Below are 26,836 nucleotides of genomic sequence, written 5' to 3'. Positions count from 1 at the left end.
ACATCCGACCTTCCCGGCGTGAACGACGGACGTCGCCGCGGTGACGCGGCGGTGACCGGCGCAGCCGCACAGGCGGATGCCGCGGCATCCGTGTCCGGTGCGACACCTCGTGCCGCTAGGGTTCGCTCGTGAGTTCCCCATCGCTGCAGCGCCGGCTCGGGCTCGGCGATGCGGTGTTCATCGGCCTGGGCTCGATGATCGGGGCGGGCGTGTTCGCGGCGTTCGGCCCGGCGGCCGCGGCGGCGGGGGCGGGCCTGCTCATCGGGCTGGCGCTCGCGGCGGTCGTCGCGTTCGGCAACGCCACCTCGACGGCGCAGCTCGCGGCCGTTCATCCGACGTCGGGCGGCGTGTACGCGTACGGTCGGGCCGAGCTCGGCCCGTGGTGGGGCTTCGTCGCCGGCTGGGGGTTCGTGATCGGCAAGACCGCGAGCTGCGCCGCGATGGCGCTGACCTTCGCGGCCTATGCCGCGCCCGCCGGCTGGGAGCGCCCGGTGGCGATCGCCGCGGTGGCGGCCCTCGCCACCGTGAACTGGTTCGGCGTGACCCGCACGGCTCAGCTCACGCGGATCCTCGTCGTGGTCGTCCTCCTCACCCTCGCCGTCGCCGTCGCCGCGGGCGCGGCCGCCCCCGACTCTGCCGGGTGGCTCGCACCGCGCGAGCTGTGGCCCGGCGGCGTCTACGGCGTCCTGCAGTCCGCCGGGCTGCTGTTCTTCGCGTTCGCGGGCTACGCCCGGATCGCCACCATGGGCGAGGAGGTCCGGGATCCGGCGCGCACGATCCCCCGGGCCATCGTGCTCGCATTCGCCGGAGCCGTGGTCGTGTACACACTGGTGGCGCTCACCGTGCTCTCGACGCTCGGCCCCGCCGGGACCGCCGCCTCGACGGAGCCCGTCGCCGCTGCGACGGCGGCATCGGGATGGCCGTTCGCGGAGCCCGTCGTGCGCGTCGGCGCTGCCGCCGCGTCGCTCGGCGCGCTCCTCGCCCTCATCGCGGGCATCGGGCGCACGTCGTTCGCGATGGCCCGCGAGGGCGACCTTCCGCGCGTGCTCGCCGTGGTCCACCCGCGCTGGCACGTCCCGCACCGGGCGGATGCCGCGATCGGGGTGGTCGTCGTGCTCCTGGTGGCCGTGGTCGACCTGCGCGGCGCGATCGGATTCTCGTCGTTCGGCGTGCTGCTGTACTACCTCGTCGCGAACATCGCCGCGTTCCGCCAGCGCGGCGAGGCGCGGCGATACCCGCGTGCGCTGCAGGTCGTCGGCGCCATCGGATGCGTCGTGCTCGGCGTGACGCTGCCGTGGCAGGCGGTCGTCGCCGGAGTGGTGGTCGCCGCCGTCGGCGTCGCCTACCGGATGCTGCGGCTGAGGTTCACGCGAGCGGCTTGACCTCGAGCGACCCCGGTGCGGCCCCGGCCTGCACCGCGGCGAACGACGTGTACCCGTCGGCGGCCGCGCGCTCGAGCAGCGCCTTGAGGTTCTTCGTGCGTTGCTCCAGGCGCACGCGAGACCCGGCCGCGACGAACCCCGCCTTGTGAGCGAGCAGCTCGCCGTCCGGCACGTCCCGGTCGTGGACGAGGACGATCGCGGCGGCCGCGCCGCCGTCGGCGGCGGGCACGAGGTCGACGATCCGCTCGAAGCCGATCGAGAATCCGACGGCGGGGACGTCCTGGCCGAGGAAGCGGCCGATCATGCCGTCGTAGCGGCCGCCGCCGCCGAGCGAGTAGTCGACCGACGGGTGGGCGAGCTCGAAGATGGTCCCCGTGTAGTACCCCATGCCCCGCACGAGGAACGGGTCGAACACGAGCGGCACCTCGGGGGACCCCTCGCTCGATCCGCCCCGCGCCGCGGCGACGGCCTCGCCGATGCCGACGAGGTGCGCGACCACCTCGTCCGGTGCGCTTCCCGGGAGGAGCTTCCGGATCTGGCGCTCCCCGAACGGGTGGTACTCCATGGTCACCGGGCGGGTGAGGAATCCCTCGAACGCGTCGACGGCCACGGCGGTCGCTCCGCGCTCGCGCAGCTCCGCGGCCACGCCCGCCGGTCCGATCTTGTCGAGCTTGTCGATCGTGATCAGCACCTCGGGGCGCTCGTCGGCGCCGAAGCCGAAGGAGTCGAGCATCCAGTCCAGCGCGCGGCGGTCGTTGATGCGCACGGTGCCGCCCTCGAGCCCGAGCGCATCGAGCGTGTCGAGGGTCGCGGCGATGAGCTCCGACTCGGCGCGGGCCGAGGCATCCCCCATGATGTCGATGTCGCACTGGACGAACTGGCGGTAGCGGCCCTTCTGGGGACGCTCCGCGCGCCACACCGGCGCGATCTGGATCGCGCGGAACACGGTCGGCAGCTGGCCCCGGTGGGTGGCGTAGAAGCGCGCGAGCGGGACGGTCAGGTCGTAGCGCAGGCCGAGGTCGGTCAGCTGCGAGGGATCGTCGGCGGCGGCCGCGATCGCGTCCGCGTCGAGGCCGCGCTTGAGGACGTTGTAGGCGAGCTTCTCGTTGTCGCCGCCGATCCCGGCGTGCAGGCGGGCGTACTCCTCCATCACCGGCGTCTCGATCTCGTCGAACCCGTGCGCGCGATAGCGGTCGCGGATGACGGCGAGCACGCGCTCGCGGCGGGCCTTCTCGGCGGGGAGGAAGTCGCGCATGCCGCGCGGCGGGTTCACGGATGCCACGGCACTAGCTTTCCAGATCGCCGAGGTCGCTCTCGGCGGACCGGATGTCGGCGCTCAGCGCCCGGAGTCGCTCGCGCAGGGCGCGCTCGGCATCCCACCCGTGCGCGCGGGCCATCACGACGAGCGCGAGCAGGGCATCGCCGAGCTCTGCCTCGGAGGAAGGCCCGTCGGCGGGCTCGACCGCGACGCCGACCGCGGCGGCCTTGCCCAGCAGCTTCTGCGCGAGCGCGAGCGGCGGCATCCGGTCGCTCACGCCGTCCAGCACGCTCGTCCGGGCGCTCTTCTCCGCGGCCTTCGCGGCGTTCCAGTGCACGAGCACCTCTTCGGGGGTGCGCGCCACCGCGTCGCCGAACACGTGCGGATGCCGTCGCACCATCTTCTCGGTGAGGCCCCGGGCGACGTCGTCGATGTCGAAGGGATCCTCGGCGTCGCGCGAGGCGATCTCGGCGTGGAAGAGCACCTGCCACAGCAGGTCGCCGAGCTCCTCGCGCAGTTCGGCGCGGTCGTCCTCCTCGACCGCGTCGATGAGCTCCGCGCTCTCCTCGACGAGGTAGGGGACGAGCGCCCGGTGGTCGATCTGCTGCGTCCACACGCAGCGGTCCCGCACCGCACGCATGGTGTCGGCGGCCGTCCGCAGCGGATCCGGCGGCGCGGTCTCGCCCGTCACCGGAGCTGACCCTCGGTCTCGGGCGGCAGCTCCTCCGCGGGCTCGGCCGGTCGCAGACGACGGTAGTGCGCCGCGCGCGCGCTCACGAGGATCGCCGCCAGGACCATCGAGATCATCGATCCGCCGAGCACGCCGAGTGTCGCCTCGTCGCGGATCAGCGGCTCACCCGCGAACGCGAGCTCGGAGAGCAGGAGCGAGACCGTGAACCCGATCCCGCCGAGCGCCCCGGCGGCCAGCAGATCGGCGAACGACAGTTTCGGCGTCTCGCCGCGATGGACGACCCGCAGCGAGATCCACCCCGCGAGCGAGATACCGACGATCTTTCCGACCGGGAGGGCGACCAGCACACCCCAGAACGCGGGCGAGAGCTGTGTCGGCGAGACGGCGGGGATGACCACCAGCGCCGCCGAGAACGCGAACAACGGCAGCACGATGCCGTTCACCCAGGGCTCGAGCTCGTGACGGGTGCGCAGAGCGGGACGCTGGGCCATCGCGAGGCCGAGAGCGACGCCGGCGATCGTCGCGTGCACGCCCGACTTGTAGACGAGCACCCAGGTCGCCAGCGCGAGCACGACGAGCACGATCGCGATCGGCACGCGTGCCCGCGTGTCGAGCCGACGGCTGAGGAGGCCGAACGCGACGACGGCGAGCGCCGCCAGCGCGAGCAGCCCGATGTTGACGTCGTCGGTGAAGAGCACCGCGATGAACACGATCCCCACGATGTCGTCGAGGATCGCCAAGGCGAGAAGGAAGATCCGGATGCCGGAGGGCAGGCCCTTTCCGAACACCGCGAGCACTCCGAGGGCGAAGGCGATGTCGGTCGCCGTCGGGATCGGCCAGCCATCGGAGGCGTTCGAGCCTCCTGCGAAGGCGAGGAAGACCCCGACGGGGACGATCACGCCTCCGGCCGCGGCGATCGCGGGCTGGAGGGCCTTGCGAGCGGAGTTGAGCTCGCCGTTGGTGAGCTCGAACTGGAGCTCGACGGCGACGATGAAGAAGAACACGGCCAGGAGTCCGTCCTGGACCCAGTGGCCCACCGACATCTCGAAGACGCCGGGGATCCCGATGTAGGTCTCCTTCACGCCGACGATCGCCGGCCCCCACGGCGAGTTGGCGAGCAGCAGGGCGAGCACCGCCGAGCACAGCAGGACGATCGCCGGGAAACGGGCAGAGCGCAGCAGGGACACACGGGTCCTTTCGTCGGAGACGGGTCGGCGCAGTCGCACCACGCCGACCAGACTTCCCGGCACACCAGTGAACGAGTCTACCGACCGCGCATCCGGGGTGAGCGGCGGCGCCCGTCACAGAGGGACGCGCGTGACATCGACGAAACGTGACGGCGTTAGCGTGGATCCATGCGCGAACTCACCCGAACCGAAGCGATCGACCTCGTCGGGCGCTTCGAGGCCGAGCAGGAGATCCCGGAGCGCATGCGCGCCGACGTAAGCATGCTCGGGTCCCTCCTGGGACAGGTTCTCCGCGAGAGCGGGTCACCCGGCCTCTACGACGACGTCGAGCGTCTCCGCATCGCCACCATCCAGGCCTACACCGATGAGACGCCGGAGGCGTTCGAGCGGGCCGCGGCGATCGCCGACTCCTTCACCGTCCAGCGGGCCGACGAGGTCGCTCGGGCGTTCACCGCCTACTTCCATCTCGTGAACCTCGCCGAGGAGCACCAGCGCGTGCGCATCCTGCGCGAGCGCGACGGACGACCCGACCGCGAGCAGGCGACCGACTCCGTCGCCGCCGCATTCGTGCGTCTCGCCGCGGAGGTCGGCGACGACACGGCCCTCGAGCGGCTGCAGTCGCTGCGCTTCCACCCGGTCTTCACCGCCCACCCGACCGAGGCCCGGCGGCGCGCGGTGTCCTCCAGCATCCGCCGGCTCGCCGCGCTCCTCGAAGAACACGACGCGTCGCTGCGCAACGGCGCGGACCAGCGGCGCGCGGAGCGTCGGATGCTCGAAGAGGTCGACACCCTGTGGCGCACGGCGCCGCTGCGGCCCGAGAAGCCGTCTCCGACCGACGAGGTGCGCGCCGTCATGGCGGTGTTCGACGAGACCCTGTACACCGCCGTGCCGCACGTCTACCGACGGGTCGACGACGCCCTCCAGGGTCCCGCCGCCGGCGGGCGCGCGCCAGTCGTGCGCCCGTTCGTCCGCGTCGGCTCGTGGGTGGGCGGCGACCGCGACGGCAACCCCTTCGTGACGGCATCGGTCACGCGCAAGGCCGCCAAGATCGCCAGCGAGCACGTCCTGCTGGGCCTGGAGCGCACGACGAGCCGGATCGGCCGCACGCTCACGCTCGATGCGACCACCACCCCGCCCAGCGCCGCCCTGGCCGCCCTCTGGCAGCGGCTCTCGGCCGCCGACGAGGACGCCGCGAAGGAGATCGCCAAGCGCTCCCCCGACGAGCCGCACCGCCGCATCCTCCTGCTCCTCGCCCGCAAGCTCACCGCGACCCGCGAGCGCAACGCCGACCTGGCGTACCGCGATCCCGAGCACTTCCTCGCCGACCTGCGCACCGTGCAGGAGTCGCTCGTGCAGGCCGGCGCGCCTCGCCAGGCGTACGGGCACCTGCAGCAGCTGCTGTGGCAGGTCGAGACGTACGGGTTCCACCTCGCCGAGCTCGAGGTGCGCCAACACTCGGCGGTCCACGCGAAGGTGCTCGCCGAACTCGAGGAAGGCGGACCGCGCAGCGAGCAGACCGAGGAGGTCCTCGACGTCTTCCGCGCCGTCGCGTTCCTCCAGGAGCGCTACGGCCCCCGCGCGGCAGGCCGCTACATCGTGTCGTTCACGCAGTCGGCCGACGACCTGGCCGCCGTCCACCGACTGGCGCGCCATGCCGTCGGACCGGAGGGCGACGTGCCGACCCTCGACGTCATCCCGCTGTTCGAGACCTTCGCCGACCTTCAGGCCGCGCCCGCCATCCTGGCCGAGATCGTCGAGCACCCCGAGTTCGCCGCGCGGCTCGAGGCGACGGGACGCCGACTGGAGGTCATGCTCGGCTACTCGGACTCGTCGAAGGACGTCGGCCCGGTCGCCGCGAACCTCGCCCTGTACGAGGCGCAGGCGGCCATCTCGGCGTGGGCGCGCGAGAAGGGCATCCAGCTCACCCTCTTCCACGGTCGCGGCGGCGCGCTCGGCCGAGGCGGCGGCCCGGCGAACTCCGCGATCCTCGCGCAGCCGCCCCACTCGGTCGACGGCCGGTTCAAGCTCACCGAGCAGGGCGAGGTCATCTTCGCCCGCTACGGCGACCCGGCGATCGCCATGCGTCACATCGACCAGGTCGCCGCGGCGATCCTGCTCGCGTCGTCCCCGTCGAACGAGGAGCGCAACCGGGAGGCCGCCGAACGGTACGCCGACGTGGCGTCCACCATGGATGAGGCATCCCGCGCCCGTTTCTTCTCCCTGGTCAAGGCGCCCGGATTCGCCCCGTGGTTCGCGCGCGTGACGCCCATGGAGGAGCTCGGCCAGCTCGCGCTCGGCTCGCGGCCCGCCCGTCGCGGACTCTCGGTCGAATCGCTCGCCGACCTCCGCGCCATCCCGTGGGTGTTCGCGTGGACCCAGGCGCGCATCAACCTCGCCGGCTGGTTCGGGCTGGGAACGGCGCTCGAGGCGGTCGGCGACGAGTCCAGGCTGCGGCGCGCGTACGAGGAGTGGCCGCTGTTCCGCACGCTGATCGACAACGTCGGGATGAGTCTGGCCAAGGCCGACGACCGCATCGCGCGTCACTACCTGCAGCTCGGCGACCGGGACGACCTCGCCGACCTCGTCCGCGAGGAGATGGCGCTGACCCGCTCGTGGGTCATCCGCCTCACCGGCGGGACCGAGCTGCTCGCCAACAAGCCGGTTCTCCAGCGAGCCGTCAAGATGCGCAGCCCGTACGTCGACGCGCTGTCGCTCCTCCAGCTGCGCGCCCTGCGTGCGTTGCGGGATGCGCCGGAGGGATCCCCCGTCGACCCCGACCAGCAGCGGCTGCTCCTGCTGTCGGTGAGCGGCGTGGCGGCCGGACTGCAGAACACGGGCTGACACGCGCGTCGCTGCCGGGCCGCGCATCTCGGAGGGTTACCGTGTCGGCATGGCACGGACGATCGTCGCCGAAGTGTGTCCCCACTGCCGTTCGCTCGATGTGCGTGCGACCGAGCCGCGGTGGTTCGTCGTCGAGTTCCCCCGACGGGGCGAGCTCGACGACGGCTGGGTGGACCGCCTCGAATTCGCGTGCCGCACGTGCGGCGGCACCTGGGACTGACGGGCCCGGGAGGAATCGGATGCCGCGGGCCGCGGCATCCCGTCAGTCGACCCGTCGATCGTCCAGGTGGCGCGCGAGGCTGCGGCCGTACCGCTCGGTGAGCTGCACCATCAGGTCGGGCGTCTCGCGGTCGAGGCCGAACACGTAGCCCGGGAAGTCGAGATCGCGCTGCGCGGCCCAGATCTCCTCGTGACGATCCGGCGGGAGCACCTGCGGCGGATCACCCACCGCGACCCACGCGATCGGCACCACGGTCTCGGGCGGCAGTGTCGTGCGCAGGTGGACGACGCCGTTGATGCGCACCTCGCTGCGCTCGCCGATGCGCGCGCCGTTGAACACCCGCGTGCCGGTCGCGAGGAACACCTCGTCACCGACGGTCGCGCCCGAGATGCTGGCCATCGGGCCGACCAGCACGTGGTCGCCGATGTGCACGGGATTGGTCGCCGTGGCGCGGATGAGCGCGTTCTCCATCACGATGACGTTGTCGCCGAGGGTGATCGCCCCGCCTTCGGCCGTGATCACGGCGCCGTGCAGGACCTGGCAGTCGGCGCCGATGGTCACGTCGCCGCTGATCACCGCCGTCGGCGCGATCACGGCGGTGGGGTGGATGCGGGGCTGCGCCCCGAGGTGCTCGAACCGCATCGTTCCTCCTCGGTCGGTGCCAGCGTAGCGGCCGGGCCCCTCGCGCGCGTCAGTCCGCGGCGGGTGCGGCCTGGTCGGGCTTGCGCTCGGGCCACAGCTGATCGAGCAGCTGCCCGACCCACGCGATCAGGTCGGCATCGGAGACCGCTTCGCCGCCCGCCGTCGGCAGCGGCACGACGAGGGCGTCGCCCCCCGCGAGCAGCTTCGCCTTCGGGTAGAGGCGCTGCACGCGCACCCGCATCGAGTCGGGCAGGTTCGCCGGTGCGATCCGCAGGTTCGGCCCCATCGCGACGACGTCGGCGAGCCCGGCCCGCGCGGCGCGCCGGCGCAGGCGCGCGACGGCGAGAAGCCCCTCGACATCGGCGGGCGGATCGCCGTACCGGTCGGTGAGCTCCTCGACCACGAGGTCGATCGCGTCATCCTTTGCGGTGGCGGATGCCGCGGCCGACAGCTTCTGGTACGCCTCGAGGCGCAGCCGCTCGCTGTCGATGTACGACTCGGGGATCCGCGCCTGAACCGGCAGCTCGAGCCGCAGCTCGGTGGGTCCTTCGACGTCGTCGCCGCGGAAGGCCGACACCGCCTCGCCGATCATCCGCAGGTACAGGTCGAACCCGACTCCCGCGATGTGGCCGGCCTGCTCGGCGCCGAGGAGGTTGCCGGCCCCGCGGATCTCGAGATCCTTGAGCGCGACCTGCATGCCGCTGCCCAGGTCGTTGTTGACCGCGATCGTCTCGAGGCGGTCGGCCGCGGTCTCGCTGAGCGGCTTCTGCTCGTCGTAGAGGAAGTACGCGTAGGCCCGCTCGCGCGCGCGCCCGACGCGGCCGCGCAGCTGGTGCAGCTGAGACAGCCCGTACTTGTCGGCGCGGTCGATGATGATCGTGTTCGCGTTGGAGATGTCCAGCCCGGTCTCGACGATCGTCGTCGACACGAGCACGTCGGCGCGGCGCTCCCAGAAGTCGTCCACGACCTGCTCGAGCTGGTGCTCCCCCATCTGGCCGTGCGCGACGGCGATGCGCGCCTCGGGCACGAGCTCGGCGAGGTGCGCCGCCACCCGCTGGATGGACTGGACCCGGTTGTGGACGTAGAACACCTGGCCCTCCCGCAGCAGTTCGCGGCGGATCGCCGCGGCGATCTGCTTGTCGTTGCGGGGGCCGACGAAGGAGAGGATCGGATGCCGGTCCTCGGGCGGGGTCTGGAGCGTCGACATCTCGCGGATGCCCGTGACCGCCATCTCGAGGGTGCGCGGGATCGGGGTCGCGCTCATGGCGAGGATGTCGACGTTGGTCTTGAGCTTCTTGAGCGCGTCCTTGTGTTCGACCCCGAACCGCTGCTCCTCGTCGACGATGAGCAGCCCCAGATCCTTGAACACGACCTTCTCGGTGAGGATGCGATGCGTGCCGATCACCATGTCGAGGGTGCCGTCGGCGAGGCCGGCGACGATCTCGCGCGCCTGCTTGTCGGACTGGAATCGCGACAGCGCCTTGACCTTGACCGGGAAGCCCGCGAACCGCTCGGAGAAGGTCTCGAGATGCTGCTTGACCAGGAGCGTCGTCGGGACGAGCATCGCCACCTGCTTGCCGTCCTGGATCGCCTTGAACGCTGCGCGGACGGCCACCTCGGTCTTGCCGAATCCGACGTCGCCCGACAGCAGCCGGTCCATCGGGATGGGCTTCTCCATGTCGGCCTTGATCTCGTCGATCGTCTGGAGCTGGTCGGGCGTCTCGGCGAACGGGAAGGCCTCTTCGAGCTCGCGCTGCCAGGGGGTGTCGGGACCGAACGCGTAGCCCTTCGCCGCCATCCGCGCGGAGTACAGCTTGACGAGCTCGACGGCGATGTCGCGCACCGCCTTGCGGGCACGGCCCTTCGCGGCCGCCCAATCGCTGCCCCCCATCTTCGACAGTGCGGGCGCCTCGCCTCCGACGTAGCGCGAGAGGAGGTCGAGCTGATCGGTGGGGACGAAGAGCTTGTCGCCGGGGTAGCCGCGCTTGGACGGGGCGTACTCGAGCACGAGGTACTCACGCACGCTCTTGACGGCGTTGCGTCCGCCGCTGGAGACCTCGCGCTGGGTGAGCTCGACGAAGCGGCCGATGCCGTGGGTGGCGTGCACGACATGGTCGCCGGGCTTCAGCTGGAGCGGATCGACGACGTTCCGACGCCGCGAGGCGAGCTTCTTCACGACGCGCTGGTCGCCGCCGATCGTGCGGCCGTAGAACTCGGTCTCGGTGAGCACGGCGAGCTTGGCGTCGGGCTGCTCGAATCCGCGCTCCAGCGAACAGGCGACGAGGTGGGCGACGCCCGCCTCGGGAGCCTCGGCGAGATCGTCGACCTTGCGGGCGGCGATGCCGCGCTCGGCGAGCACGTCCCGCGCGCGCTCGACGAGCCCCGTGCCCTCCGCGGCGACGACGACGCGCCATCCCTCCGCGAGCAGCGCGCCGACGTGCTCCGTCGCGCCCTCGACGTTGCCGTGGAAGGACGGCACCGCGGTGCCGGGCACGCGGACCGCGGCAGAGGCCTCGAGCGCGCTGTCGACGTCGAGCAGGCCCTCTGCCGCGGCATCCGCCTCTCCGGAGTCGAAGGCGCTCAGCGACCACCAGACCTGCCCGCGCGCCCGTGCGGCGTCGCGCAGCGCGGGGAGGCTGAGGAAGTCTCCCGCACCGAGGTCGATCGGGGTGCGGGCGCCCGCCGTCGCGGCGCTCCACGCGGCCTCGAGGAACTCGCGATTCGTCTCGCCGAGGGTGATCGCGCGCGTGACGGCGCGCTCGGGGTCGACGAGGGCCACCGCGGCATCCTCGGGCAGATAGTCGGCGAGGGTCACGAGGTGGTCCACGACCGCGGGGAGCAGCGACTCCATGCCCTCGACGGGGATGCCCTCGGACATGCGCTCGAGCATGCCGGCGAGCCCGGGGAACTCGTCCTTCAGCTGCCGTGCGCGCCCGCGGACCGCCTCGGTCAGAAGCAGTTCGCGGCTCGGGATGAGTGAGACCTCGCCGACCTCTCCGGGAAGCGAACGCTGGTCGGCGACCGAGAACGCCCGGATCTGATCGACCTCGTCGCCGAAGAACTCCACGCGGTACGGGTGCGCGGCGGTCGGCGGGAAGACGTCCAGGATGCCGCCGCGCACGGCGAACTCGCCGCGCCGCGACACCATGTCGACGCGGTGATAGGCCAGTTCGACGAGGCGCAGCGCGATGTCGCTCAGCGACTCCGCGCCCTCGGTGCGACCGACCACGAGCTCGATCGGCGGGACGTCGGCCAGCCCCGGCGCAAGCGGCTGGATCGCACCGCGCACCGACGCCGTCACGACGAGCGGCTGCTCGCCGGACCAGCGGCCGATGCGGCCGAGCACGTCCAGCCGGTTGCCGACGATCTCGGCGCTCGGGCTGAGGCGCTCGTGCGGCAGGGTCTCCCACGCGGGGAAGTGGAGCACCTCGGCACCGGGCAGCAGTGCGCCGAGCGCGGGGCCGAGCGATTCGGCGCGGCGACCGGTCGGGGTGATGAGCAGGATCGCGGGCGGGCGACCGGCCGCGCGCCGACGCTCGAGGAGTGCCGCGAGGAGCGGGGCGGTGAGCCCCTCCACGAGCGAGAAGTCGGCGTCGACGGATGCTGCGGCCACGGCATCCCGGAAAGACTCTGCCTGTTCGAGGGCGCGCACGATCCCGGGAACTGTCACCGGACGAGTCTATTCGCTGGCCCGGACACCGGTCGCACGATGCGGCGGGCGCAGACCTCGGCCGACACTGCGCACCCGTCGGCGCGCCACGCCGCCTGCGCGCCCGGACCGATCGGTCTCGGCGGGCGGCCTCGTAGGATGAGCGCGTGAGCGAACCCCGACCGGAGAGCCCGTCGACCGAGCAGGCACCCACCCCGCAGGTGCCCGCGTGGACGCCTCCGGGAGCGCCTCCGTTCGGGGCTCCGACTCCGACGCCGCCGGTCGGATACGCTCCCCCGGCCGGATACGCGCCCCCGGCGGGATACGCGCCCCCGACCGGATACGCGCGCCCTGGGGCTCACCTCCCTCCCGGGGGCATCCCTGCGCCGGCCGCGACAAGATCGGGCGCTTCGGCTCCCGCACGTCGCGGACTGGGGGTCGTGGCCCTCGTCGTCGCACTCGTCGCCGTCGTCGGCTCGGCGCTGGCCGCAGCGGCCGCCGCGTTCGGAATCGGTCTCGGCACCGGTCGGGAGATCGCACTGCAGCCGATGGGCGCCAACTTCGACTGGTCGCTGCTCACCCCGGTGCGCGACTGGGTGCTGCTGGCCGAGGCGTCGTTCTGGATCGGCACGGCGCTCGGCGTGTGGGCCCTGATCCAGGGGATCGTCGCGATCGCCACGGTGCGCGGACGCGGAGCCGGGATCGCGGCCGTCGTCATCGCCGCGATCGGGCCGATCGTCTTCGTCGCGATGCTGCAGGGGTTCCTCACCGCGGGGTACGCCGCCGGCTCGGGCATCGGCGGCTGACGCGGGTGCGCGCGGGCAGTCGCGCGCAGGGTCAGACCCTCGGGGCGTGGTGCTTCTGCTGCGCCGCGAGAAGCCCCTCCCCGACGACCAGCTCGACCGCATCGGCCGCATCCGCCAGCAGGACGGGCAGGTTCGCGCGCTCACTCGCCCCGAAGGGGTCGAGCACCCAATCGGCGGGATCCTGACGGCCGGGCGGACGGCCGATCCCCACGCGCACCCGCGCGAAGTCGGGCGACCCGAGGGCCTTGGCCACGTCGCGGACGCCGTTGTGCCCGCCGTGACCGCCGCCGGACTTCAGCTTGATCGTGTCGAACGGGATGTCGAGCTCGTCGTGGACGACGACGATCCGGTCCGCGTCGATCCCGTAGAACTTCGCGAGTCCCGCGACGGGTCCGCCCGAGACGTTCATGTACGTGTTGGGCTTCGCGAGGATCAGCTTCGCCGAGCCCGGACGCAGCCACGTCTCGGCGACGCGCGCGTTCGCCTTATGCGCCCGGAAGGACTCGCCGCGTCGCTCCGCGAGCTCGTCGACGACCATCTGGCCGACGTTGTGCCGGGTGAGCTCGTATCGCGGCCCGGGATTGCCCAGCCCGACGATCAGCCACGCCTCTGCCATGTGTTGCCCGTTCCCTCCGACGACGAAGCCCGTCCCTTCAGTATCGGGGACGGGCTTCGTCGGATGCTGCGGTGAGCCCTTACTCGGACTCGGCCTCCTTGGCCTCCTCGGCCTCCTCGGCCTGCTCGGCGGCGACCTCGGCGTCGGCCTCGGCGATCTCGTCCTCGGCGGCGAGCGTGGCCGCCGGGACCGAGATCGCCACGATGAGCGTCTCGGGGTCCGCCACGAGCGAGGCGCCCTTCGGGAGCTTCAGGTCGGCCGCGGTGATGTGCGTGCCGTCCTCGAGGCCCTCGACGTCGACCTCGACGTGCTCGGGGATGTGGGTCGCCTCGACCTCGAGCGCCACCGTCTGGGCGTCGAGGTTGGCGATCGTGCCGGGGAAGGGCTCGCCCAGGACGAGGACGGGGACATCGACCTGGATCTTCTCGCCCTTCTTCACGACGAGGAGGTCGATGTGCTCGATGAGCTGGTGCACGGGATCCTTCTGGACGTCCTTCACCAGCGTCAGCTGCTGCGTGCCGTTGACCTCGAGCTCGAGCACCGCGTTGGCGCGGCGGATGAGCAGCGCGACCTGGTGGCCCGGCAGGGCGACGTGGACGGGGGCGGTGCCGTGCCCGTAGATGACGGCGGGGATCTTGCCGGCGGCGCGCAGGCGGCGGGCGAAGCCCTTGCCGAAGTTCTCGCGGACTTCGGCGTGGACCTTCGTGTCGGTCTCGGTGGCCATGATGTCTCCTCGCGGGCGTGAGCCCGTTCTGATCGCGGGTCCGCGCGGATGGCGGGCCCAGGTATGTGGGTCTTCTCGACTCGAACGCGCGCGCGTGAGGAAAGCCGTGGGCCTGCTCCACTGCGTCGATCACGGATGCCGCACCCGCCGAAACCGGCCGGCCCGAGGCATCCCTCGCCGAAGTTCAGCCCCGAGTTTACCAGCCTCCCCGCTACGATGAGGACCGTACTCGATCCCCACCCGGAGGACCCCGATGGAATACGGCTTCCTGTCCCACCTGCTGCTGTGGCTGATCGGCGCGATGGCCGCGGTGGGCGCGGTCCTCACCGTCGGCGCGTTCTGGTCGATGGGGCGCGCCGGGTACCGCAAGGACTGACGATCCAGCTCGCGTCCCCTCCGCCGGCGCGGTGAGGGACGCGGCGTCCGCGCGTAACACGGAGGGCCCAGACTCTAGGCTGGAAGAACCCTCCCCCGAGAACCCAGGAGTGCGTGTGTCTCAGAGCGACCCTTCAGCCCAGACGAATGTGTCGAATGACCGGGATGACCAGCCGGGCTCGACACGGGAGCATGAGGGGGCGCCGGCGCCGGAAGAGGTTTCGCGGCCGACTCCCGAGCCGACCGGTCCCGCGGGCACGGGCGCACCGACGGCGAACATCGGTGTCGTGGGGCTTGCGGTGATGGGGTCGAACCTGGCCCGCAATCTCGCGAGCCGCGAGGGCAACACCGTCGCGATCTACAACCGCAGCCACGAGAAGACCGATGTCCTGGTGGCCGAGCACCCCGAGGCAGGATTCGTGCCGGCGTTCTCCTATGAGGAGTTCGCGGCCGCGCTCGCCACGCCGCGGACCGCGATCATCATGGTCAAGGCGGGGCGCCCGACCGACGCGGTGATCGATTCCCTCGTCGACGTTTTCGAGCCGGGCGACATCATCGTCGACGGCGGCAACGCCCTGTTCACAGACACCATCCGCCGCGAGAAGGCGGTGCGCGAGACGGGCATCAACTTCGTCGGCGCCGGGATCTCCGGTGGCGAGGAGGGGGCGCTGCACGGGCCTTCGATCATGCCCGGCGGCTCAGACGAGTCGTGGGTCACCCTCGGCCCGATCCTGCGCTCGATCGCCGCGATCGCCGAGGGCGAGCCGTGCGTGACCCACATCGGGCACGACGGTGCGGGGCACTTCGTGAAGATGGTGCACAACGGCATCGAATACGCCGACATGCAGCTCATCGCCGAGGCGTACGATCTGATCCGCCGCGGCACCGGCAAGACCCCCGCCGAGATCGCCGACGTGTTCGCCCGGTGGAACGAGGGCGAGCTGGAGTCCTACCTGATCGAGATCACCGCCGAGGTGCTGCGCCAGGTGGATGCCGCGACCGGCCGGCCGCTGGTCGACGTGATCCTCGACCAGGCCGGCGCGAAGGGCACCGGCGCCTGGACGGTGCAGACCGCACTGGACCTGGGCGTTCCCGTGTCGGGCATCGCCGAGGCGGTGTTCGCGCGATCGCTGTCCAGCCACCCCGAGCAGCGTGCCGTCGCCGGCGACCTCCCCGGACCCGTCGAAGGCCTCGAGGTGGAGGACGACGACGCGTTCATCGAGGACGTGCGCCTGGCGCTGTACGCGTCGAAGATCGTCGCCTACTCGCAGGGCTTCGACGAGATCCGCGCCGGCGCCGCCCAGTACGACTGGACCATCGACCTCGGCGCGGTCTCGAAGATCTGGCGCGGCGGCTGCATCATCCGCGCCCAGTTCCTCAACCGCATCGCCGACGCGTACGCCCAGACGCCCGACCTGCCGGTGCTGCTGACCGCGCCCTACTTCGTCGAGGCGCTCGGCCGCGCCCAGGGAGCGTGGCGCCGAATCGTCCAGACCGCGGCCGGAGCCGGCATCCCCGCGCCCGCGTTCTCCTCCTCGCTGGCCTACTACGACGGGCTGCGGGCGGAGCGGCTCCCGGCCGCTCTCGTGCAGGGACAGCGCGACTTCTTCGGCGCGCACACCTACCAGCGCATCGACAAGCCCGGAACCTTCCACACCCTGTGGTCGGGCGACCGCACCGAGATCGAAGCCGAAGACACGCACTGACCCGAGGCTCGCCGGGGCGTCAGCGACGCCTCAGGGCACCACGTTGTGGTTGCGGCAGAAGAGGTTCTGCGGGTCGTAGCGACGCTTGACCTCGGCGAGACGTGCCATCGTCTCAGGCGGGAACATGCGCGTCACGAGCCCGGGATCGGTCGACGGCGTGAAGTTGCCGTACAACCCCGCGCCGAGCGCCTCGATGGCGTCCCACTCGGCCTGGATGAGCGCGCGGTTCTCGTCGTGGACGAGACCGGGCACGTCGAACGCACCCGCCATCGCGAACCACTGCGCGTCGCGCGCGGGGAAGGCGGTGGCGCTCTGCGGGACGTCGCCGAAGGCTCCGCCCAGCGAGCGGAGGAACAGCACCGACGCGGCGTTGGCCTCGCGGAAGGCGCACAGCCGGTCGATCACATCATCACCCAGCTCGACGAGCAGCGTGTTGCCCCCGAGGAATCCCGGCGCAGGCTGCTCGGGGTCGGCCGGCGGCATGTCCATGAGCACGTCAGGGTAGGACCTCACGCCGAGCTCGGACTCGGAGACGCCCTCGACGGCGAGAAGGGGCGCAATGGCCGAGCGGAGGGCGTCTTCGTCGTCGCCGACCCAGCACACGGTGATCGAGGCGCCGGCGGGCGCGTTCGGATCCATTGCCGGGATGTCCATGTAGGTGACGGTGAGCTCCCGTGGCGCGGAGCGCATCACGTCGCGCAACTCGCGCAGCACCGGACGCGCGTCGCCGGACACCGCGAGCGCGCCGAACACCACATGCGGGAGCGGATGAGCACGGAAGTCGAATCGCGTGACCACGCCGAAGTTGCCGCCGCCGCCGCGCAGCGCCCACCACAGCTCGGGGTGCGAGGTGGCGTCTACCTCGAGGACCTCGCCGCGCGCGGTCACGAGCTGCGCGCCCTCGAGCTGATCGACGGCGAGGCCCCATGCCCGCACCATCCAGCCGATGCCGCCCCCGAGCGTGAGGCCGCCGACCCCCACCGACGCGGTGTCGCCGGAGCTGATGCCCAGCCCGTGCTCGGCCAGCGCGTGCGCCACGCCGCCCCACGTGGCCCCGCCGCCGATGTGCACGAGTGAGCCGTCGACGCGGACGTCGTCGAGGGCCGCGAGATCGAGCGTGAGGCCACCGGGCACGGCGCCCCACGCGCTGTGGCCGCCGCCGCGGACCATGACGTCGAGCCGCTCGGCGGCCGCGTACCGAAGTGCCGCCCGCACATCGTCGACCTCGGACGCGCGCACGACCACGGTCGGCTCGCCGACGCCGGAGTGGAAGGCCCGAGCCGAGTCCCAGTCGGCGTCACCCGGTCGGACGACGGTGCCACGGGAGAGGGAGAGATCAGTCACCCGCGTCACGCTAACCGTGGCCGCCGACATCCGCCACCCTTCTCGTGCCGAGCGGGCTCGCACGACCGCCTCGCTGACCCCCGCGCGGTCGTCTGCACCCGCTCGGGCAGGATGTCGGGAACGATGACTAGGGTCGGATGATGACCAGCAGGCGAGTGCTCTACATCGGCGGGACCGGAACCATCAGCGCGGCGTGCGTGCGGCGCAGTCTGGAACGCGGCGACGAGGTGACCGTGCTCAACCGCGGCACCTCACGGCGACCGCTCCCCGAAGGCGTGCGCGAGGTCGTCGCCGATATCCGCGACGCCGCGTCGGTGCGGGAGGCCGTGGGCTCCGCGGAGTACGACGTGGTGTCGGACTTCCTGTCGTTCACGCCGCACCACGTAGCGACCGCGCTCGACCTGTTCGAGGGCCGCACCTCGCAGTACGTGTTCGTCAGCTCCGCGTCGGCGTACGAGAAGCCTCCGCGGCGCCTGCCCGTGACGGAGTCGACCCCCCTGCGCAACCCCTTCTGGCAGTACTCGCGCGACAAGATCGCGTGCGAGGATCTGCTCGTGGCCGCCCATCGCGACCGCGGACTGCCCGTGACGATCGTGCGCCCGTCGCACACCTACGACGAGCGGCTCATCCCCACCCTCGGCGGCTGGAACGACCTCTCCCGCATGCGGAACGGCCGGCCCGTCGTGATCCACGGCGACGGCACGAGCCTGTGGACCATCACGCACGCCGACGATTTCGCCGTGGCATTCACAGGGCTCCTCGGCCACCCCGAGGCGATCGGCGATGCGTTCACGATCACCGGCTCGCACGCCCCGACGTGGAATGCGATCTACGCGTGGCTGGCCGAGGCGGCCGGCGTCTCGTCGCCGGACTTCGTGCACGTGGCATCCGACACGATCGCCGCCTTCGCGCCGGACCTCGGTCCCACGCTGATCGGCGACAAAGCGCACTCGATGGTCTTCGACAACAGCAAGGTGACGGCGCTGGTGCCCGAGTTCGGCACGACGATCCTGTTCGACGAAGGCGCGCGCCGCATCGTCGAGCACTACGACGCTCACCCTGACCTCCGGCGCCCCGACGCGGACCGCGACGCGCTGTTCGATCGCATCGCGGCCCACGGTCGCTCCGCCGGATGAGGCGGGTCAGCGGGTGATGTCGCGCACCGTCCCCCTCTCGAGCCGCAAGCGTCGGCGCGCGCGCGTCGCGACTGCCGAGTCGTGGGTGACGACGACGAGGGTGAGGCCTTCCGCGCAGAGCGACTCGAGCATCGCCAGGATCTCGTCGCGCATCGACTCGTCGAGGTTTCCCGTCGGCTCATCGGCCAGCAGCACGCGAGGACGCTTGACGATGGCCCGCGCGATCGCGACGCGCTGCTGCTGACCTCCCGACAGCTCGAGCGGTCGGTGATCGGCGCGGTCGGACAGCCCCACCTGGGTGAGCGCGGCGGCGATCCGCTCCGCCCGCTCCCCCGCGTGCAGGCGGAGGGGCTCGAGTGCCATGTCGACGTTCTCGGCCGCCGTCAGAGTCGGGACGAGGTTGAAGCCCTGGAACACGAACCCGATGTCGCGCGCGCGCACGCGTCCGAGCTCGGCATCCGAGGCCCGGGCGAGGTCGACCCCGCTGAGCATCACGGAACCCCCCGTCGGCCGGTCGAGCGCGCCGAGCAGCTGGAGCAGGGTCGACTTCCCCCCGCCGGTCGGGCCCTGGATGGTCACGAAGTCGCCCTCGGCGATGTCGAGGTCGATGCCGGCGAGCGCCGTCACGGCGCGGTCTTTCTGCTGGTAGGTGCGCGTGACCCCCGCGAGACGGTAGAGCGCGGCGGGGGCGGCACCCGTCCCGCTGTCGTGCGCGCTGTCGATCATGGTCATTGTGCTCTCTCCTGTCGGATGGGTCGGGGGCGTCGGGGGTATCGGTCGTGTCGCGGCGGCGGCGCCTGCCGCGGTGGGTTCGGCCATGGGATGCCTCACCCCACCGACCGCAGGGCTTCGGCCGGGCTGAGCCGCGCCGCGCGCCAGCCGCCGAACGCGCCGGCGACGAGGCCGCCGAGGAGGGCGAGGCCGACGGCGGCCAGCACCACCCAGAGGGTGACCGGCGCTTGGAGGACGATCTCGGCGGTCTGCGGCGAGAAGGGGTTCCCCGCGAGTCCGCCCCCCGGTCCGCCCATCACCGTGTCCGCGCTCGGCACGCCCTGCGTGCCGGGTCCCGCGGCCGGCGCCGTCGAGATGGTCGGCGCGATGAGGTTGATCGCGGCGATCCCGGCCAAGCCGAGCACGAGACCCGCCGCACCGCCGAGCAGTCCCTGCACGAGCGACTCGCCCCCGACCTGGGCGACGACGCGGCGGTTCGACCATCCCAGAGCCTTGAGCGTGCCGAACTCGCGCGTGCGGCGTGCGACGCCCGAGATCGTGAACAGGACGGCGAGGACGAGGGCCACGACGAGGACGATGACCGAGAGCCACGTCCCGAGGCCGGCGATGAGGGCGGACGCGCTGGAGAGCGAGCCGGAGACCGACGCGGCCAGATCCGACTGCGAGCTGACCACAGCCTCCGGCAGGGTGTCCTCGAGGGCCGCCTGGACGGTGTCGATCGCGTCGGACGACTCGGCCCGCACGTACACGGTCGAGACGACCTCGCCCGCGCCCGAGAGCTCCTGCGCGACCTCCAGCGGAACGTAGACGTTGGCCGCGGTGTCGGCATCGCTCGAGGTCGAGGCCACGATGCCTACGACCTCGAAGTCCTCGCCGCCGATGTCGATCGTGTCGCCGACGGCGACCTGGGCCGTCGCCGCGTACGCGGCGTCGAGCACCGCGACGTTCGCGCCGCCGTCCTCGGCCGTGAGTGCGCGGCCCTCGGCGATCGCGACAGCCGACAGGGGCCCGACCGAGCTCGCGGCCGGGTCGACGCCCAGCACGCTGAACGAGTCGACGCCGAACGAGCCGCCGGCGAAGCCGCCTCCTCCGCTTGCGCCACCGCCGGGCGGCGCCTGATCGGTCGTGCCCGGCTCTGCGCTTTCGTCGGGAGGCTGCGGCAGCTCTCCCGAGAACGTCACGTTGGTGAGGCTCAGGGCGCCGGATGCCTCGGCCACGCCGTCCACGGCTGCGACGTCGTCGACCGTCCCGGACTCGAGGTCGGTGCGCAGGGGTTGAGAGACGAGTCGCGACTGGCTGAGCTCGGTCGTTCCGTCCTCTCCCGTCTGCCCGCCGTCCTCGCCGAAGTCGAAGCGTGCGCCGCCCTCGCCGGGCTCGGCCGTCGCTCCGCTCACCGTGAGGTCGGTGCCGACGCCGTAGACGGACTCCAGCGCCGCGGCCTGCGCGTCGCGGACTCCCGCCGCGAGCGCGTTGACGATCATCACGAGTGCGATCGCGATCGCGAGTCCGGTCGCGACGATGATCGTCTGCTTCTTGCGGCCGGCCAGCTCCCGCCGCAGGTACGTTGCGTACATGGGTCTCCTCCCGGCGGGCGGGGTGCCTGCCGTCGAGGCGACGCTAGGGACGGAAGCGATGCGCATCGTCGGTCCCCGCTATGCACGGCATATGGAGCACCGCGGGCGACGCCGCATTCTCACAGCACCCGCATAGCGTGCTCCATAGGAAGCCCATAGGTCCGGGAGCACAATGGACGCATGACCTCCGCGACGCCTGCCCTGCTGCGACCCGACGGCTCCCCCCTGCGCGTGCTCGTCGTGGACGACGAGCAGATGCTCACCGATCTGCTGTCGATGGCGCTGCGCATGGAGGGCTGGGAGGTGCGCACGGCGGCTTCGGGGTTCGAGGCGCTCCAGTCCGCGAAGGAGTTCTCTCCCGATGCCATGGTGCTCGACATCATGATGCCCGACCTCGACGGAATGGCGGTGCTCCAGCGTCTGCGTCACTCGGGCGATGACGTCCCCGTCCTGTTCCTCACGGCGAAGGATGCCGTCAGCGACCGCGTCGCCGGGCTCACCGCGGGCGGGGACGACTACGTCACGAAGCCGTTCAGCCTCGAAGAGGTCGTCGCTCGCCTGCGCGGGCTGATGCGCCGGGCGGGCACGGCGCATGCGTCCGGCGCCGAGCCGATCCTGCGCGTCGCCGACCTCACGCTCAACGAGGACAGCCACGAGGTCGAGCGCGGCGGCGAGGGCATCGAGCTGACCGCCACCGAGTTCGAGCTGCTCCGCTATCTGATGCGCAATCAGCGCCGGGTCGTGTCCAAGGCGCAGATCCTCGACCGGGTGTGGAACTACGATTTCGGGGGCCGGTCCAGCGTCGTCGAGCTGTACATCTCCTACCTGCGCAAGAAGATCGACCAGGGTCGCGAGCCGCTCATCCACACCGTGCGCGGCGTCGGCTACATGATCAAGGCGCCGCAGTGACGACCGAGGCGCCGGCAGCGCACGCGGATGCCGCGCGCCCGCGCGGTGCCGAGGCATCCGGTCGCCGCCCCTGGACCCTCCAGCGCAAGCTCATCGTCACGGTCGTCTCGATCACGTCGTTCATCATGGTGCTCGTGGGCGTCGCCACCAGCGCGATCCTCGGCTCCGTCCTCGAGGCGAATCTGGCGGCGCAGGTCGCCAACGCCGCCTCGCGCACCTCCGCGCTCGTGCAGCGGGAGCTCGCCTCGGGCATGACCGCCGCGCAGATCCTCCGCGAGCAGCCGCAACAGCCCGGTCTGCTGCTCGCCGTCCAGCAGGCTCCGGGACTCGCGCCGACCGGCGCCGTGATGGGATCGGACTCCACCGTCACGCCCCTGACGGACGATCAGATCGCACAACTGCTCGAGACCGAGGAGGAGACCTTCGTCGTGTCGATCGACGAGGTCGGCACGTATCGTGTCGAGGGACGCGCGACCCCCGCCGGCATCGTGGTGGTGGGCATCCCCCGCAACGAGGTGGCCGCGAACATCGGCCAGATGCTGACGACGATCGGGCTCCTGACCGCCGGCGGGCTGATCCTGCTGGGCCTTGCGACCGCATGGACGATCCGCGCCGGGCTTGCGCCGCTGCGCGCGGTGGCGGACACGGCCGAACGCGTCTCGAAGCTGCCCCTCGACCGCGGCGAGGTGTCGATCGTCGAACGCGTCCCCGTCGCGCAGGCCGACCCCGCAACGGAGATCGGGCGCGTGGGCGAGGCGCTCAACACCCTGCTCGACCACGTCGGCGATTCGCTGTCGGCCCGCCAGCGCAACGAGGAGCGGATGCGCGCGTTCGTCGCCGACGCGAGCCACGAGCTGCGCACGCCGCTCGCGTCGATCCGCGGCTACTCCGAGCTCTCGCTGCGCGCACTGTCGCAGAACCACGACGACGCCACGATCGACACCGCCGAGGCATCCCTGGACCGCATCCAGGCGCAGTCGCTGCGCATGACCACGCTCGTCGAGGACCTTCTGCTCCTGGCACGGCTCGACGAGGGGCAAGAGCTCGTGTACGGCGCCGTCGACCTCACGCGCCTCGTCGTCGAGGCGGTCGGCGACGCCCGACCAGCGGGTCCCGGGCACACGTGGGTGCTGGACGTCACGGACGAGCCCGTGCAGGTCGCCGGCGACACCGGGCGCCTGCACCAGGTCGTGGCGAACCTCCTCGCCAATGCGCGCACACACACGCCCGAGGGGACGACCGTCACCGTGACGGTCCGGCGCGACGGCGACACGGCGGTGCTCCGCGTGCACGACGACGGACCCGGCATCGACCCGCGCGTCCGTGACGAGATCTTCGAGCGCTTCTCACGGGCCGACCGCTCCCGCGCGCGCCAGACCGGCGGTACGGGGCTCGGGCTCTCGATCGCGCGCGCCATCGTCGATGCGCATGGCGGCACGATCACCGTCACGAGCGAACCCGGCGACACCGCCTTCGAGGTGCGCCTGCCCGCGCGACCCGAGGATCCGGTCCCCGCGGCGTGAGCACGCGGCTCAGTACCCGCTGAAGGCGTCCGTCGTGATCGACCGTGCGCGCTCCAGAGCGGGCGCGAGGTCGGCGATGAGTCCCGCCGGACCCGAGATGTACGCATGGCGTACGGCGATGTCGGGCACGATCCGCAGCAGTCCTTCCGCGTCCAGGCGCACCCCGCGCGCCCAGACCCAGTTCGCCGGGAGCCCGGCCGGCTCGTCGCGCGTGAACACGATCACGGGGATCCCCGATGCCTCGAGATCGGCGCGGTACGCCAGCTCCGAGGCCTCCGAGGCCACGTAGACGAGCACGATGTCGCGGTTCTGGCCGAGGGCCTGCAGGTGCCGCAGCTGAGAGACGAAGGGCGTGACGCCGATGCCGGCGGCGACCATCAGGATCGGCGCCGCGTCGCGCTTGGGCAGGACGAAGTCGCCCCACACTCCCGTGATCGCCAGGCGCTCGCCCTCACCCACGTGCGCCAGGGCCTTCTTGAACGAGCTCTGGGGCGTGGAGGTCTTGCCGTCCTTGAACGCCACGCGCAGCAGCGGGAGGTCCTCGGGGGCCGATGCGATGCTGAACTCGCGGCGCGTCCCCCGCGCGTCGGGATGGGGGTGCGGCACCTCGAGCTCGAGATACTGGCCCGGCACGAACGACAGCCGGTCCTGCACGCGGAACGTGAGCTCCTGCACGGTGGGCGTGGGCGCCGCGCGAGCCGCCAGAGTCAGCCGCACGGCGGTGCGGAGGGCGAACGCGAAGGCCACGAGGTTGCCGATGAGGAGCGCACGCTCCTGTCCGAGCGAGATGCCGCCGACGAAGATCGGCCAGCCCGCGAGCGCGCCGACGATCCCGGCGACGAGGAACTGCTGCCAGCGACGCGGCGGCAGGGTGAGGGGCTCCGACAGCATGAAGGCGCCGAGGAACAGGAACGGCGACGACAGCAGCACCTGCCAGAACAGCCCCAGGGCGTCGACCTCGACGCCGGCGAGGTTGTATTGCGCGGCGGTGCGCAGCACGGCCACCGCCACCGCGACGACGAGGAACACCGCCACCACCCGGACCTTCTCGGTGCGCCACAGCACGGCGAGCCCGAGCAGGATCACCGGGGCCGCCAGTGCGGGGGTGCCCACCCACCACGACGACGCGCCGAGTGCCGGCCATACGAGCGCGAGCAGCGTGAGGACCGTCGCGCCGACCGCCGCGGGGTTGAAGATGTGGCGTCCTCGCCAGGCGAGCACGTACTTGGAGAGGGATGCCGCGGCCGCGGCGATCGCGATGCCGGTGAGCGCGACGGGATCGAGCGTGGGGCGCAGGACGAAGAGCAGGATGTGCGCCGTGATGAGCGACGACTCGACGCGCCAGGCGAGTCCGAGCAAGCGCTGGGCCGAGGCATCCACCCCCGCGCACACCGCCGCGAGCACCGCGAGCGTCGCGAGGAGCTCGAGCGGGTCGGGAGCGACCAGGTCGAAGAAGGACAGAGCGAAAGACACCACCGCGAGCGCGGCGAGCGCCACGTAGACGACGCGGTACATCGAGACGCGGCCGAGGAGGGCGAAGACGCGGTTCCACACCGCCGTGACCGTGCCGAGCACGTCACACCGCCCGGAGCGGCTGCGGGGCGCCCACGGGGAGGATCACGCGGATGCCGTCGCCCGGGCGCACCTCTCCCCCGGCCACCACCACCGACATCACACCGGCCAGGCGCACGGTCTCGCCGCGGTCGTCGACGTGCACCAGCTCCTTCATGAGTCCCTTCGAGAGCCCGTCGATCTGCCGGCACGGATTGCGCAGGCCCGTGAGCTCGACGACCGCGTCGTCGCCGATCGCCAGCCGGGTGCCGAGCGGCAGCGCGAGCAGGTCGACGCCCGCCGTGGTGACGTTCTCGCCGAGGGCTCCCGGCGCGATCCCGTGGCCGCGCCGCGCCATGTCGGCGAACAGCTCGGAGTGCAGCAGGTGCACCTGCCGCAGATTCGGGGCGGCCGGATCGCGCCGCACGCGCGAGAGATGGGTCACGGTCGATCCCGCGTGCACGTCTCCCTCGACACCGTGGTTCGCGATGAGCACGATGCTGTCGCGGGTGGGCTTGCTGAAGCGGTGCGCGTCGTCGCGGGCGACGGCGACGACGTGTCCGGACGGGGAATCGCTCACGCCTCCACGCTAGCCTCTCGCGTGAACAGTTCGGCGCGGCATCCCGGCGACCACTCCACCGTTCCGGCCGACGTCATGCGCACCCATGCGACGCCCCACTCGGCGGCCAGGCGCGGGCCGCCGTCGAAGAACAGCGCGGTCGCGACGGCGTCCGCGTGCATCGCGTCGCGCGCGACCGCCCACGTCGCCGCGACGGTGCGCACCGGCACGCCCGTGCGGGCGTCGAGCACATGGTGGAGGCCGTCTCCCCACGCCCTGCGGTTCGTCGCCGACGCGCAGAGGGCGGCATCGGTCACCTCCCACACGCCCACGGCACGCCGAGGATCGAACGGATGCTCCAGCCCGATGCGCTGCGCCCGGCCGCTGACCGCGAGATCCCCACCGGCGTCGACGATCACCGGCCCGGGCGAGAGCTCGCTCACGAGGGCGTGCACGAGGTCGACGAGGCGCCCTTTGCCGAGGGCGCCGACGTCGATCATCGCCGGCGCGTCGAGGGAGAGCATCCCGTCGCCCCACGCGAGCAGCGACGTCCACGCGCGCGGCGCGGGGACCGGCCCCGTCGACGCGAGCGAGTAGCCGGGGTCGTAGCCGAGCCGCTCCAGCGAACGGCCGACGAGGGGGTTCACGGCACCGTCCGTGGCGTCCGAAAGCGCACGGAAGGCGTCGAGCATGACCGTCGCGTCCGGGGGTGCGACGACGCGGCCGCCCGTCGCCGCGAGTCGGCCCACGGTCGAATCCGGCCGGAATCGGGACCAGTCCGCGTCGAACTGCGCGACGACCCCCGACACGGCGGCACGCGCGCCCGCGTCGAGCGGCGTCGCGGTGACGATCTCCCACGCCGTGCCGATCGCGTCGAACCGCCAGGACGCGTTCGCGTCCGGGAGCGGAGCGCCCACGGGCTACGCGGCCGCCTCGGACTTGATCGCCTCGATGGCCTGATTGAACCCGGCGCTGGTGAGCGACGATCCCGCCACTCGGCTCACGGCGAGGTCGTCGATGTCCTGGCCGACGACGGCATCGGAGATCCCGCCGATGAACTGGCCCTGATACTGCTCGGACTCGGGCCGCTGCGGATCGCCGGTCACCTCGACGGACGTGACGATGTCGTCCTGCAGGGTGACGGTCACCGAGATGGACTCCACCGACTCGGGCGTCGCGTACGACCCCTCCGCCGTATAGGTGCCGTCCGCGTAGGAGCCGCCCGACGAGCCGCCGTCCGCGGTGTCGTCGACGGAGACGTCGCCCGTCGTACCCGTCGTGCCGGGAGCACAGCCGGCGAGGACCGCGATCCCGGCTGCGGCGGCGAGGGTCATCCCGGCGCGAACGGAACGGGGGGCGACGGCGGTGCGGATCATGGGTCCTCCTCGGTCGTGGGTTTCGCGGCGGCCGC

At 72.1% G+C, this 26,836-nt stretch carries 23 protein-coding genes; 9 read left to right on the top strand and 14 right to left on the bottom strand.

Annotated elements, in window-relative coordinates:
* Positions 1 to 128: 128 nt before the first annotated feature.
* Positions 129 to 1,382, top strand: coding sequence for an APC family permease (locus ACFQ0P_RS12035; protein WP_204978925.1), 1,254 nt, complete (start codon positions 129 to 131; stop codon positions 1,380 to 1,382).
* Here the strand turns inward: ACFQ0P_RS12035 and ACFQ0P_RS12030 are convergent.
* The 3 genes from ACFQ0P_RS12030 to ACFQ0P_RS12020 are packed head-to-tail and all read right to left on the bottom strand — an operon-like array spanning position 1,366 to position 4,518.
* Positions 1,366 to 2,637 (bottom strand): histidine--tRNA ligase, encoded by a 1,272-nt coding sequence (locus ACFQ0P_RS12030; protein WP_378772398.1) that lies wholly within the window; start codon positions 2,635 to 2,637, stop codon positions 1,366 to 1,368. The genes ACFQ0P_RS12035 and ACFQ0P_RS12030 overlap by 17 nt on opposite strands.
* 31 nt (positions 2,638 to 2,668) lie before the next feature.
* The gene (locus ACFQ0P_RS12025) at positions 2,669 to 3,280 is read right to left on the bottom strand and encodes a MazG family protein (RefSeq protein WP_204981377.1); all 612 of its coding nucleotides are present in this window, start codon (positions 3,278 to 3,280) and stop codon (positions 2,669 to 2,671) included.
* 47 nt (positions 3,281 to 3,327) lie between these two features.
* Entirely contained in the window at positions 3,328 to 4,518 is a 1,191-nt protein-coding gene (locus ACFQ0P_RS12020) for a Na+/H+ antiporter NhaA (RefSeq protein ID WP_204978923.1), read from the bottom strand.
* Positions 4,519 to 4,686: 168 nt separating this feature from the next.
* On the opposite strand from ACFQ0P_RS12020, the gene ACFQ0P_RS12015 reads away from it, so the two are divergent.
* Both ACFQ0P_RS12015 and ACFQ0P_RS12010 read left to right on the top strand, forming a co-directional pair.
* Complete coding sequence (locus ACFQ0P_RS12015) at positions 4,687 to 7,359, top strand: phosphoenolpyruvate carboxylase (protein WP_204978922.1); 2,673 nt, start codon at positions 4,687 to 4,689, stop codon at positions 7,357 to 7,359.
* A 49-nt stretch (positions 7,360 to 7,408) separates the two neighbouring features.
* Positions 7,409 to 7,579 (top strand): hypothetical protein, encoded by a 171-nt coding sequence (locus ACFQ0P_RS12010; protein WP_204978921.1) that lies wholly within the window; start codon positions 7,409 to 7,411, stop codon positions 7,577 to 7,579.
* A 42-nt stretch (positions 7,580 to 7,621) separates the two neighbouring features.
* Here ACFQ0P_RS12010 and ACFQ0P_RS12005 read toward each other — a convergent pair whose 3' ends face one another.
* Both ACFQ0P_RS12005 and mfd read right to left on the bottom strand, forming a co-directional pair.
* Positions 7,622 to 8,221: a gamma carbonic anhydrase family protein gene (locus ACFQ0P_RS12005; protein WP_204978920.1), complete on the bottom strand. Its 600-nt coding sequence runs from the start codon at positions 8,219 to 8,221 to the stop codon at positions 7,622 to 7,624.
* Positions 8,222 to 8,270: 49 nt separating this feature from the next.
* Positions 8,271 to 11,891, bottom strand: coding sequence for a transcription-repair coupling factor (gene mfd, locus ACFQ0P_RS12000; RefSeq protein ID WP_204978919.1), 3,621 nt, complete (start codon positions 11,889 to 11,891; stop codon positions 8,271 to 8,273).
* Positions 11,892 to 12,310: 419 nt separating this feature from the next.
* On the opposite strand from mfd, the gene ACFQ0P_RS11995 reads away from it, so the two are divergent.
* Positions 12,311 to 12,676, top strand: coding sequence for a hypothetical protein (locus ACFQ0P_RS11995; RefSeq protein ID WP_378772262.1), 366 nt, complete (start codon positions 12,311 to 12,313; stop codon positions 12,674 to 12,676).
* 31 nt (positions 12,677 to 12,707) lie between these two features.
* On the opposite strand, the gene pth is transcribed toward ACFQ0P_RS11995, so the two are convergent.
* Together pth and ACFQ0P_RS11985 are read right to left on the bottom strand one after the other, a co-directional pair.
* Positions 12,708 to 13,292 (bottom strand): aminoacyl-tRNA hydrolase, encoded by a 585-nt coding sequence (gene pth / locus ACFQ0P_RS11990; RefSeq protein ID WP_204978918.1) that lies wholly within the window; start codon positions 13,290 to 13,292, stop codon positions 12,708 to 12,710.
* 79 nt (positions 13,293 to 13,371) lie between these two features.
* Positions 13,372 to 14,016: a 50S ribosomal protein L25/general stress protein Ctc gene (locus ACFQ0P_RS11985; protein WP_204978917.1), complete on the bottom strand. Its 645-nt coding sequence runs from the start codon at positions 14,014 to 14,016 to the stop codon at positions 13,372 to 13,374.
* A 253-nt stretch (positions 14,017 to 14,269) separates the two neighbouring features.
* Here ACFQ0P_RS11985 and ACFQ0P_RS11980 point away from each other — a divergent pair, with 253 nt between their 5' ends.
* Both ACFQ0P_RS11980 and gndA read left to right on the top strand, forming a co-directional pair.
* Positions 14,270 to 14,392 (top strand): hypothetical protein, encoded by a 123-nt coding sequence (locus tag ACFQ0P_RS11980; protein WP_378772259.1) that lies wholly within the window; start codon positions 14,270 to 14,272, stop codon positions 14,390 to 14,392.
* A gap of 277 nt (positions 14,393 to 14,669) precedes the next feature.
* Entirely contained in the window at positions 14,670 to 16,097 is a 1,428-nt protein-coding gene (gene gndA, locus ACFQ0P_RS11975) for an NADP-dependent phosphogluconate dehydrogenase (protein WP_378772395.1), read from the top strand.
* 30 nt (positions 16,098 to 16,127) lie between these two features.
* On the opposite strand, the gene ACFQ0P_RS11970 is transcribed toward gndA, so the two are convergent.
* Positions 16,128 to 17,441, bottom strand: a complete 1,314-nt coding sequence (locus ACFQ0P_RS11970; RefSeq protein WP_378772257.1) for an FAD-binding oxidoreductase — start codon at positions 17,439 to 17,441, stop codon at positions 16,128 to 16,130.
* Positions 17,442 to 17,581: 140 nt separating this feature from the next.
* Between ACFQ0P_RS11970 and ACFQ0P_RS11965 the strand changes: the two genes are divergently transcribed.
* Positions 17,582 to 18,577 carry an SDR family oxidoreductase gene (locus tag ACFQ0P_RS11965; RefSeq protein WP_204978914.1) on the top strand — a complete coding sequence of 332 codons (996 nt, stop codon included), beginning with the start codon at positions 17,582 to 17,584 and terminating at the stop codon, positions 18,575 to 18,577.
* Positions 18,578 to 18,583: 6 nt separating this feature from the next.
* Here ACFQ0P_RS11965 and ACFQ0P_RS11960 read toward each other — a convergent pair whose 3' ends face one another.
* Entirely contained in the window at positions 18,584 to 19,309 is a 726-nt protein-coding gene (locus ACFQ0P_RS11960; RefSeq protein ID WP_204978913.1) for an ABC transporter ATP-binding protein, read from the bottom strand.
* A gap of 95 nt (positions 19,310 to 19,404) precedes the next feature.
* Positions 19,405 to 20,883: an ABC transporter permease gene (locus ACFQ0P_RS11955; RefSeq protein WP_204978912.1), complete on the bottom strand. Its 1,479-nt coding sequence runs from the start codon at positions 20,881 to 20,883 to the stop codon at positions 19,405 to 19,407.
* Positions 20,884 to 21,063: 180 nt separating this feature from the next.
* Here ACFQ0P_RS11955 and ACFQ0P_RS11950 point away from each other — a divergent pair, with 180 nt between their 5' ends.
* Together ACFQ0P_RS11950 and ACFQ0P_RS11945 are read left to right on the top strand one after the other, a co-directional pair.
* The gene (locus tag ACFQ0P_RS11950) at positions 21,064 to 21,792 is read left to right on the top strand and encodes a response regulator transcription factor (protein ID WP_204978911.1); all 729 of its coding nucleotides are present in this window, start codon (positions 21,064 to 21,066) and stop codon (positions 21,790 to 21,792) included.
* Positions 21,793 to 21,917: 125 nt separating this feature from the next.
* A complete protein-coding gene (locus ACFQ0P_RS11945) occupies positions 21,918 to 23,315 on the top strand; it encodes an ATP-binding protein (protein ID WP_204981374.1) in 1,398 nt (465 codons plus the stop codon).
* A gap of 9 nt (positions 23,316 to 23,324) precedes the next feature.
* Here the strand turns inward: ACFQ0P_RS11945 and ACFQ0P_RS11940 are convergent, their stop codons facing one another.
* Genes ACFQ0P_RS11940 through ACFQ0P_RS11925 form a run of 4 tightly spaced genes read right to left on the bottom strand, consistent with a single transcriptional unit; the run spans position 23,325 to position 26,801 of the window.
* Positions 23,325 to 24,890 (bottom strand): FAD-dependent oxidoreductase, encoded by a 1,566-nt coding sequence (locus ACFQ0P_RS11940; protein WP_378772250.1) that lies wholly within the window; start codon positions 24,888 to 24,890, stop codon positions 23,325 to 23,327.
* Position 24,891: 1 nt separating this feature from the next.
* Positions 24,892 to 25,446: an MOSC domain-containing protein gene (locus ACFQ0P_RS11935; RefSeq protein WP_204978910.1), complete on the bottom strand. Its 555-nt coding sequence runs from the start codon at positions 25,444 to 25,446 to the stop codon at positions 24,892 to 24,894.
* Positions 25,443 to 26,342: an FAD:protein FMN transferase gene (locus ACFQ0P_RS11930; protein ID WP_204978909.1), complete on the bottom strand. Its 900-nt coding sequence runs from the start codon at positions 26,340 to 26,342 to the stop codon at positions 25,443 to 25,445. The genes ACFQ0P_RS11935 and ACFQ0P_RS11930 overlap by 4 nt, the downstream gene beginning before the upstream one ends.
* Before the next feature lie 3 nt (positions 26,343 to 26,345).
* The gene (locus ACFQ0P_RS11925) at positions 26,346 to 26,801 is read right to left on the bottom strand and encodes an FMN-binding protein (protein WP_204978908.1); all 456 of its coding nucleotides are present in this window, start codon (positions 26,799 to 26,801) and stop codon (positions 26,346 to 26,348) included.
* Positions 26,802 to 26,836 lie beyond the last annotated feature (35 nt).

Origin of the sequence: Microbacterium insulae (assembly GCF_042677065.1) — a bacterium.
Classification (GTDB): domain Bacteria; phylum Actinomycetota; class Actinomycetes; order Actinomycetales; family Microbacteriaceae; genus Microbacterium; species Microbacterium insulae.
The sequence above is the reverse complement of the archived record's forward strand: the minus strand, read 5'-3'. Positions and strand labels throughout refer to the sequence as shown.

Coding starts and splice junctions, on each gene's coding strand:
- ACFQ0P_RS12030 (WP_378772398.1), bottom strand. CDS start 2,637: ATGCGCGACTTCCTCCCCGCCGAGAAGGCCCGCCGCGAGCGCGTGCTC.
- ACFQ0P_RS12025 (WP_204981377.1), bottom strand. CDS start 3,280: ATGCGTGCGGTGCGGGACCGCTGCGTGTGGACGCAGCAGATCGACCAC.
- ACFQ0P_RS12015 (WP_204978922.1), top strand. CDS start 4,687: ATGCGCGAACTCACCCGAACCGAAGCGATCGACCTCGTCGGGCGCTTC.
- ACFQ0P_RS12010 (WP_204978921.1), top strand. CDS start 7,409: ATGGCACGGACGATCGTCGCCGAAGTGTGTCCCCACTGCCGTTCGCTC.
- ACFQ0P_RS12005 (WP_204978920.1), bottom strand. CDS start 8,221: ATGCGGTTCGAGCACCTCGGGGCGCAGCCCCGCATCCACCCCACCGCC.
- pth (WP_204978918.1), bottom strand. CDS start 13,292: ATGGCAGAGGCGTGGCTGATCGTCGGGCTGGGCAATCCCGGGCCGCGA.
- ACFQ0P_RS11985 (WP_204978917.1), bottom strand. CDS start 14,016: ATGGCCACCGAGACCGACACGAAGGTCCACGCCGAAGTCCGCGAGAAC.
- ACFQ0P_RS11980 (WP_378772259.1), top strand. CDS start 14,270: ATGGAATACGGCTTCCTGTCCCACCTGCTGCTGTGGCTGATCGGCGCG.
- ACFQ0P_RS11965 (WP_204978914.1), top strand. CDS start 17,582: ATGACCAGCAGGCGAGTGCTCTACATCGGCGGGACCGGAACCATCAGC.
- ACFQ0P_RS11960 (WP_204978913.1), bottom strand. CDS start 19,309: ATGACCATGATCGACAGCGCGCACGACAGCGGGACGGGTGCCGCCCCC.
- ACFQ0P_RS11955 (WP_204978912.1), bottom strand. CDS start 20,883: ATGTACGCAACGTACCTGCGGCGGGAGCTGGCCGGCCGCAAGAAGCAG.
- ACFQ0P_RS11950 (WP_204978911.1), top strand. CDS start 21,064: ATGACCTCCGCGACGCCTGCCCTGCTGCGACCCGACGGCTCCCCCCTG.
- ACFQ0P_RS11945 (WP_204981374.1), top strand. CDS start 21,918: ATGGTGCTCGTGGGCGTCGCCACCAGCGCGATCCTCGGCTCCGTCCTC.
- ACFQ0P_RS11925 (WP_204978908.1), bottom strand. CDS start 26,801: ATGATCCGCACCGCCGTCGCCCCCCGTTCCGTTCGCGCCGGGATGACC.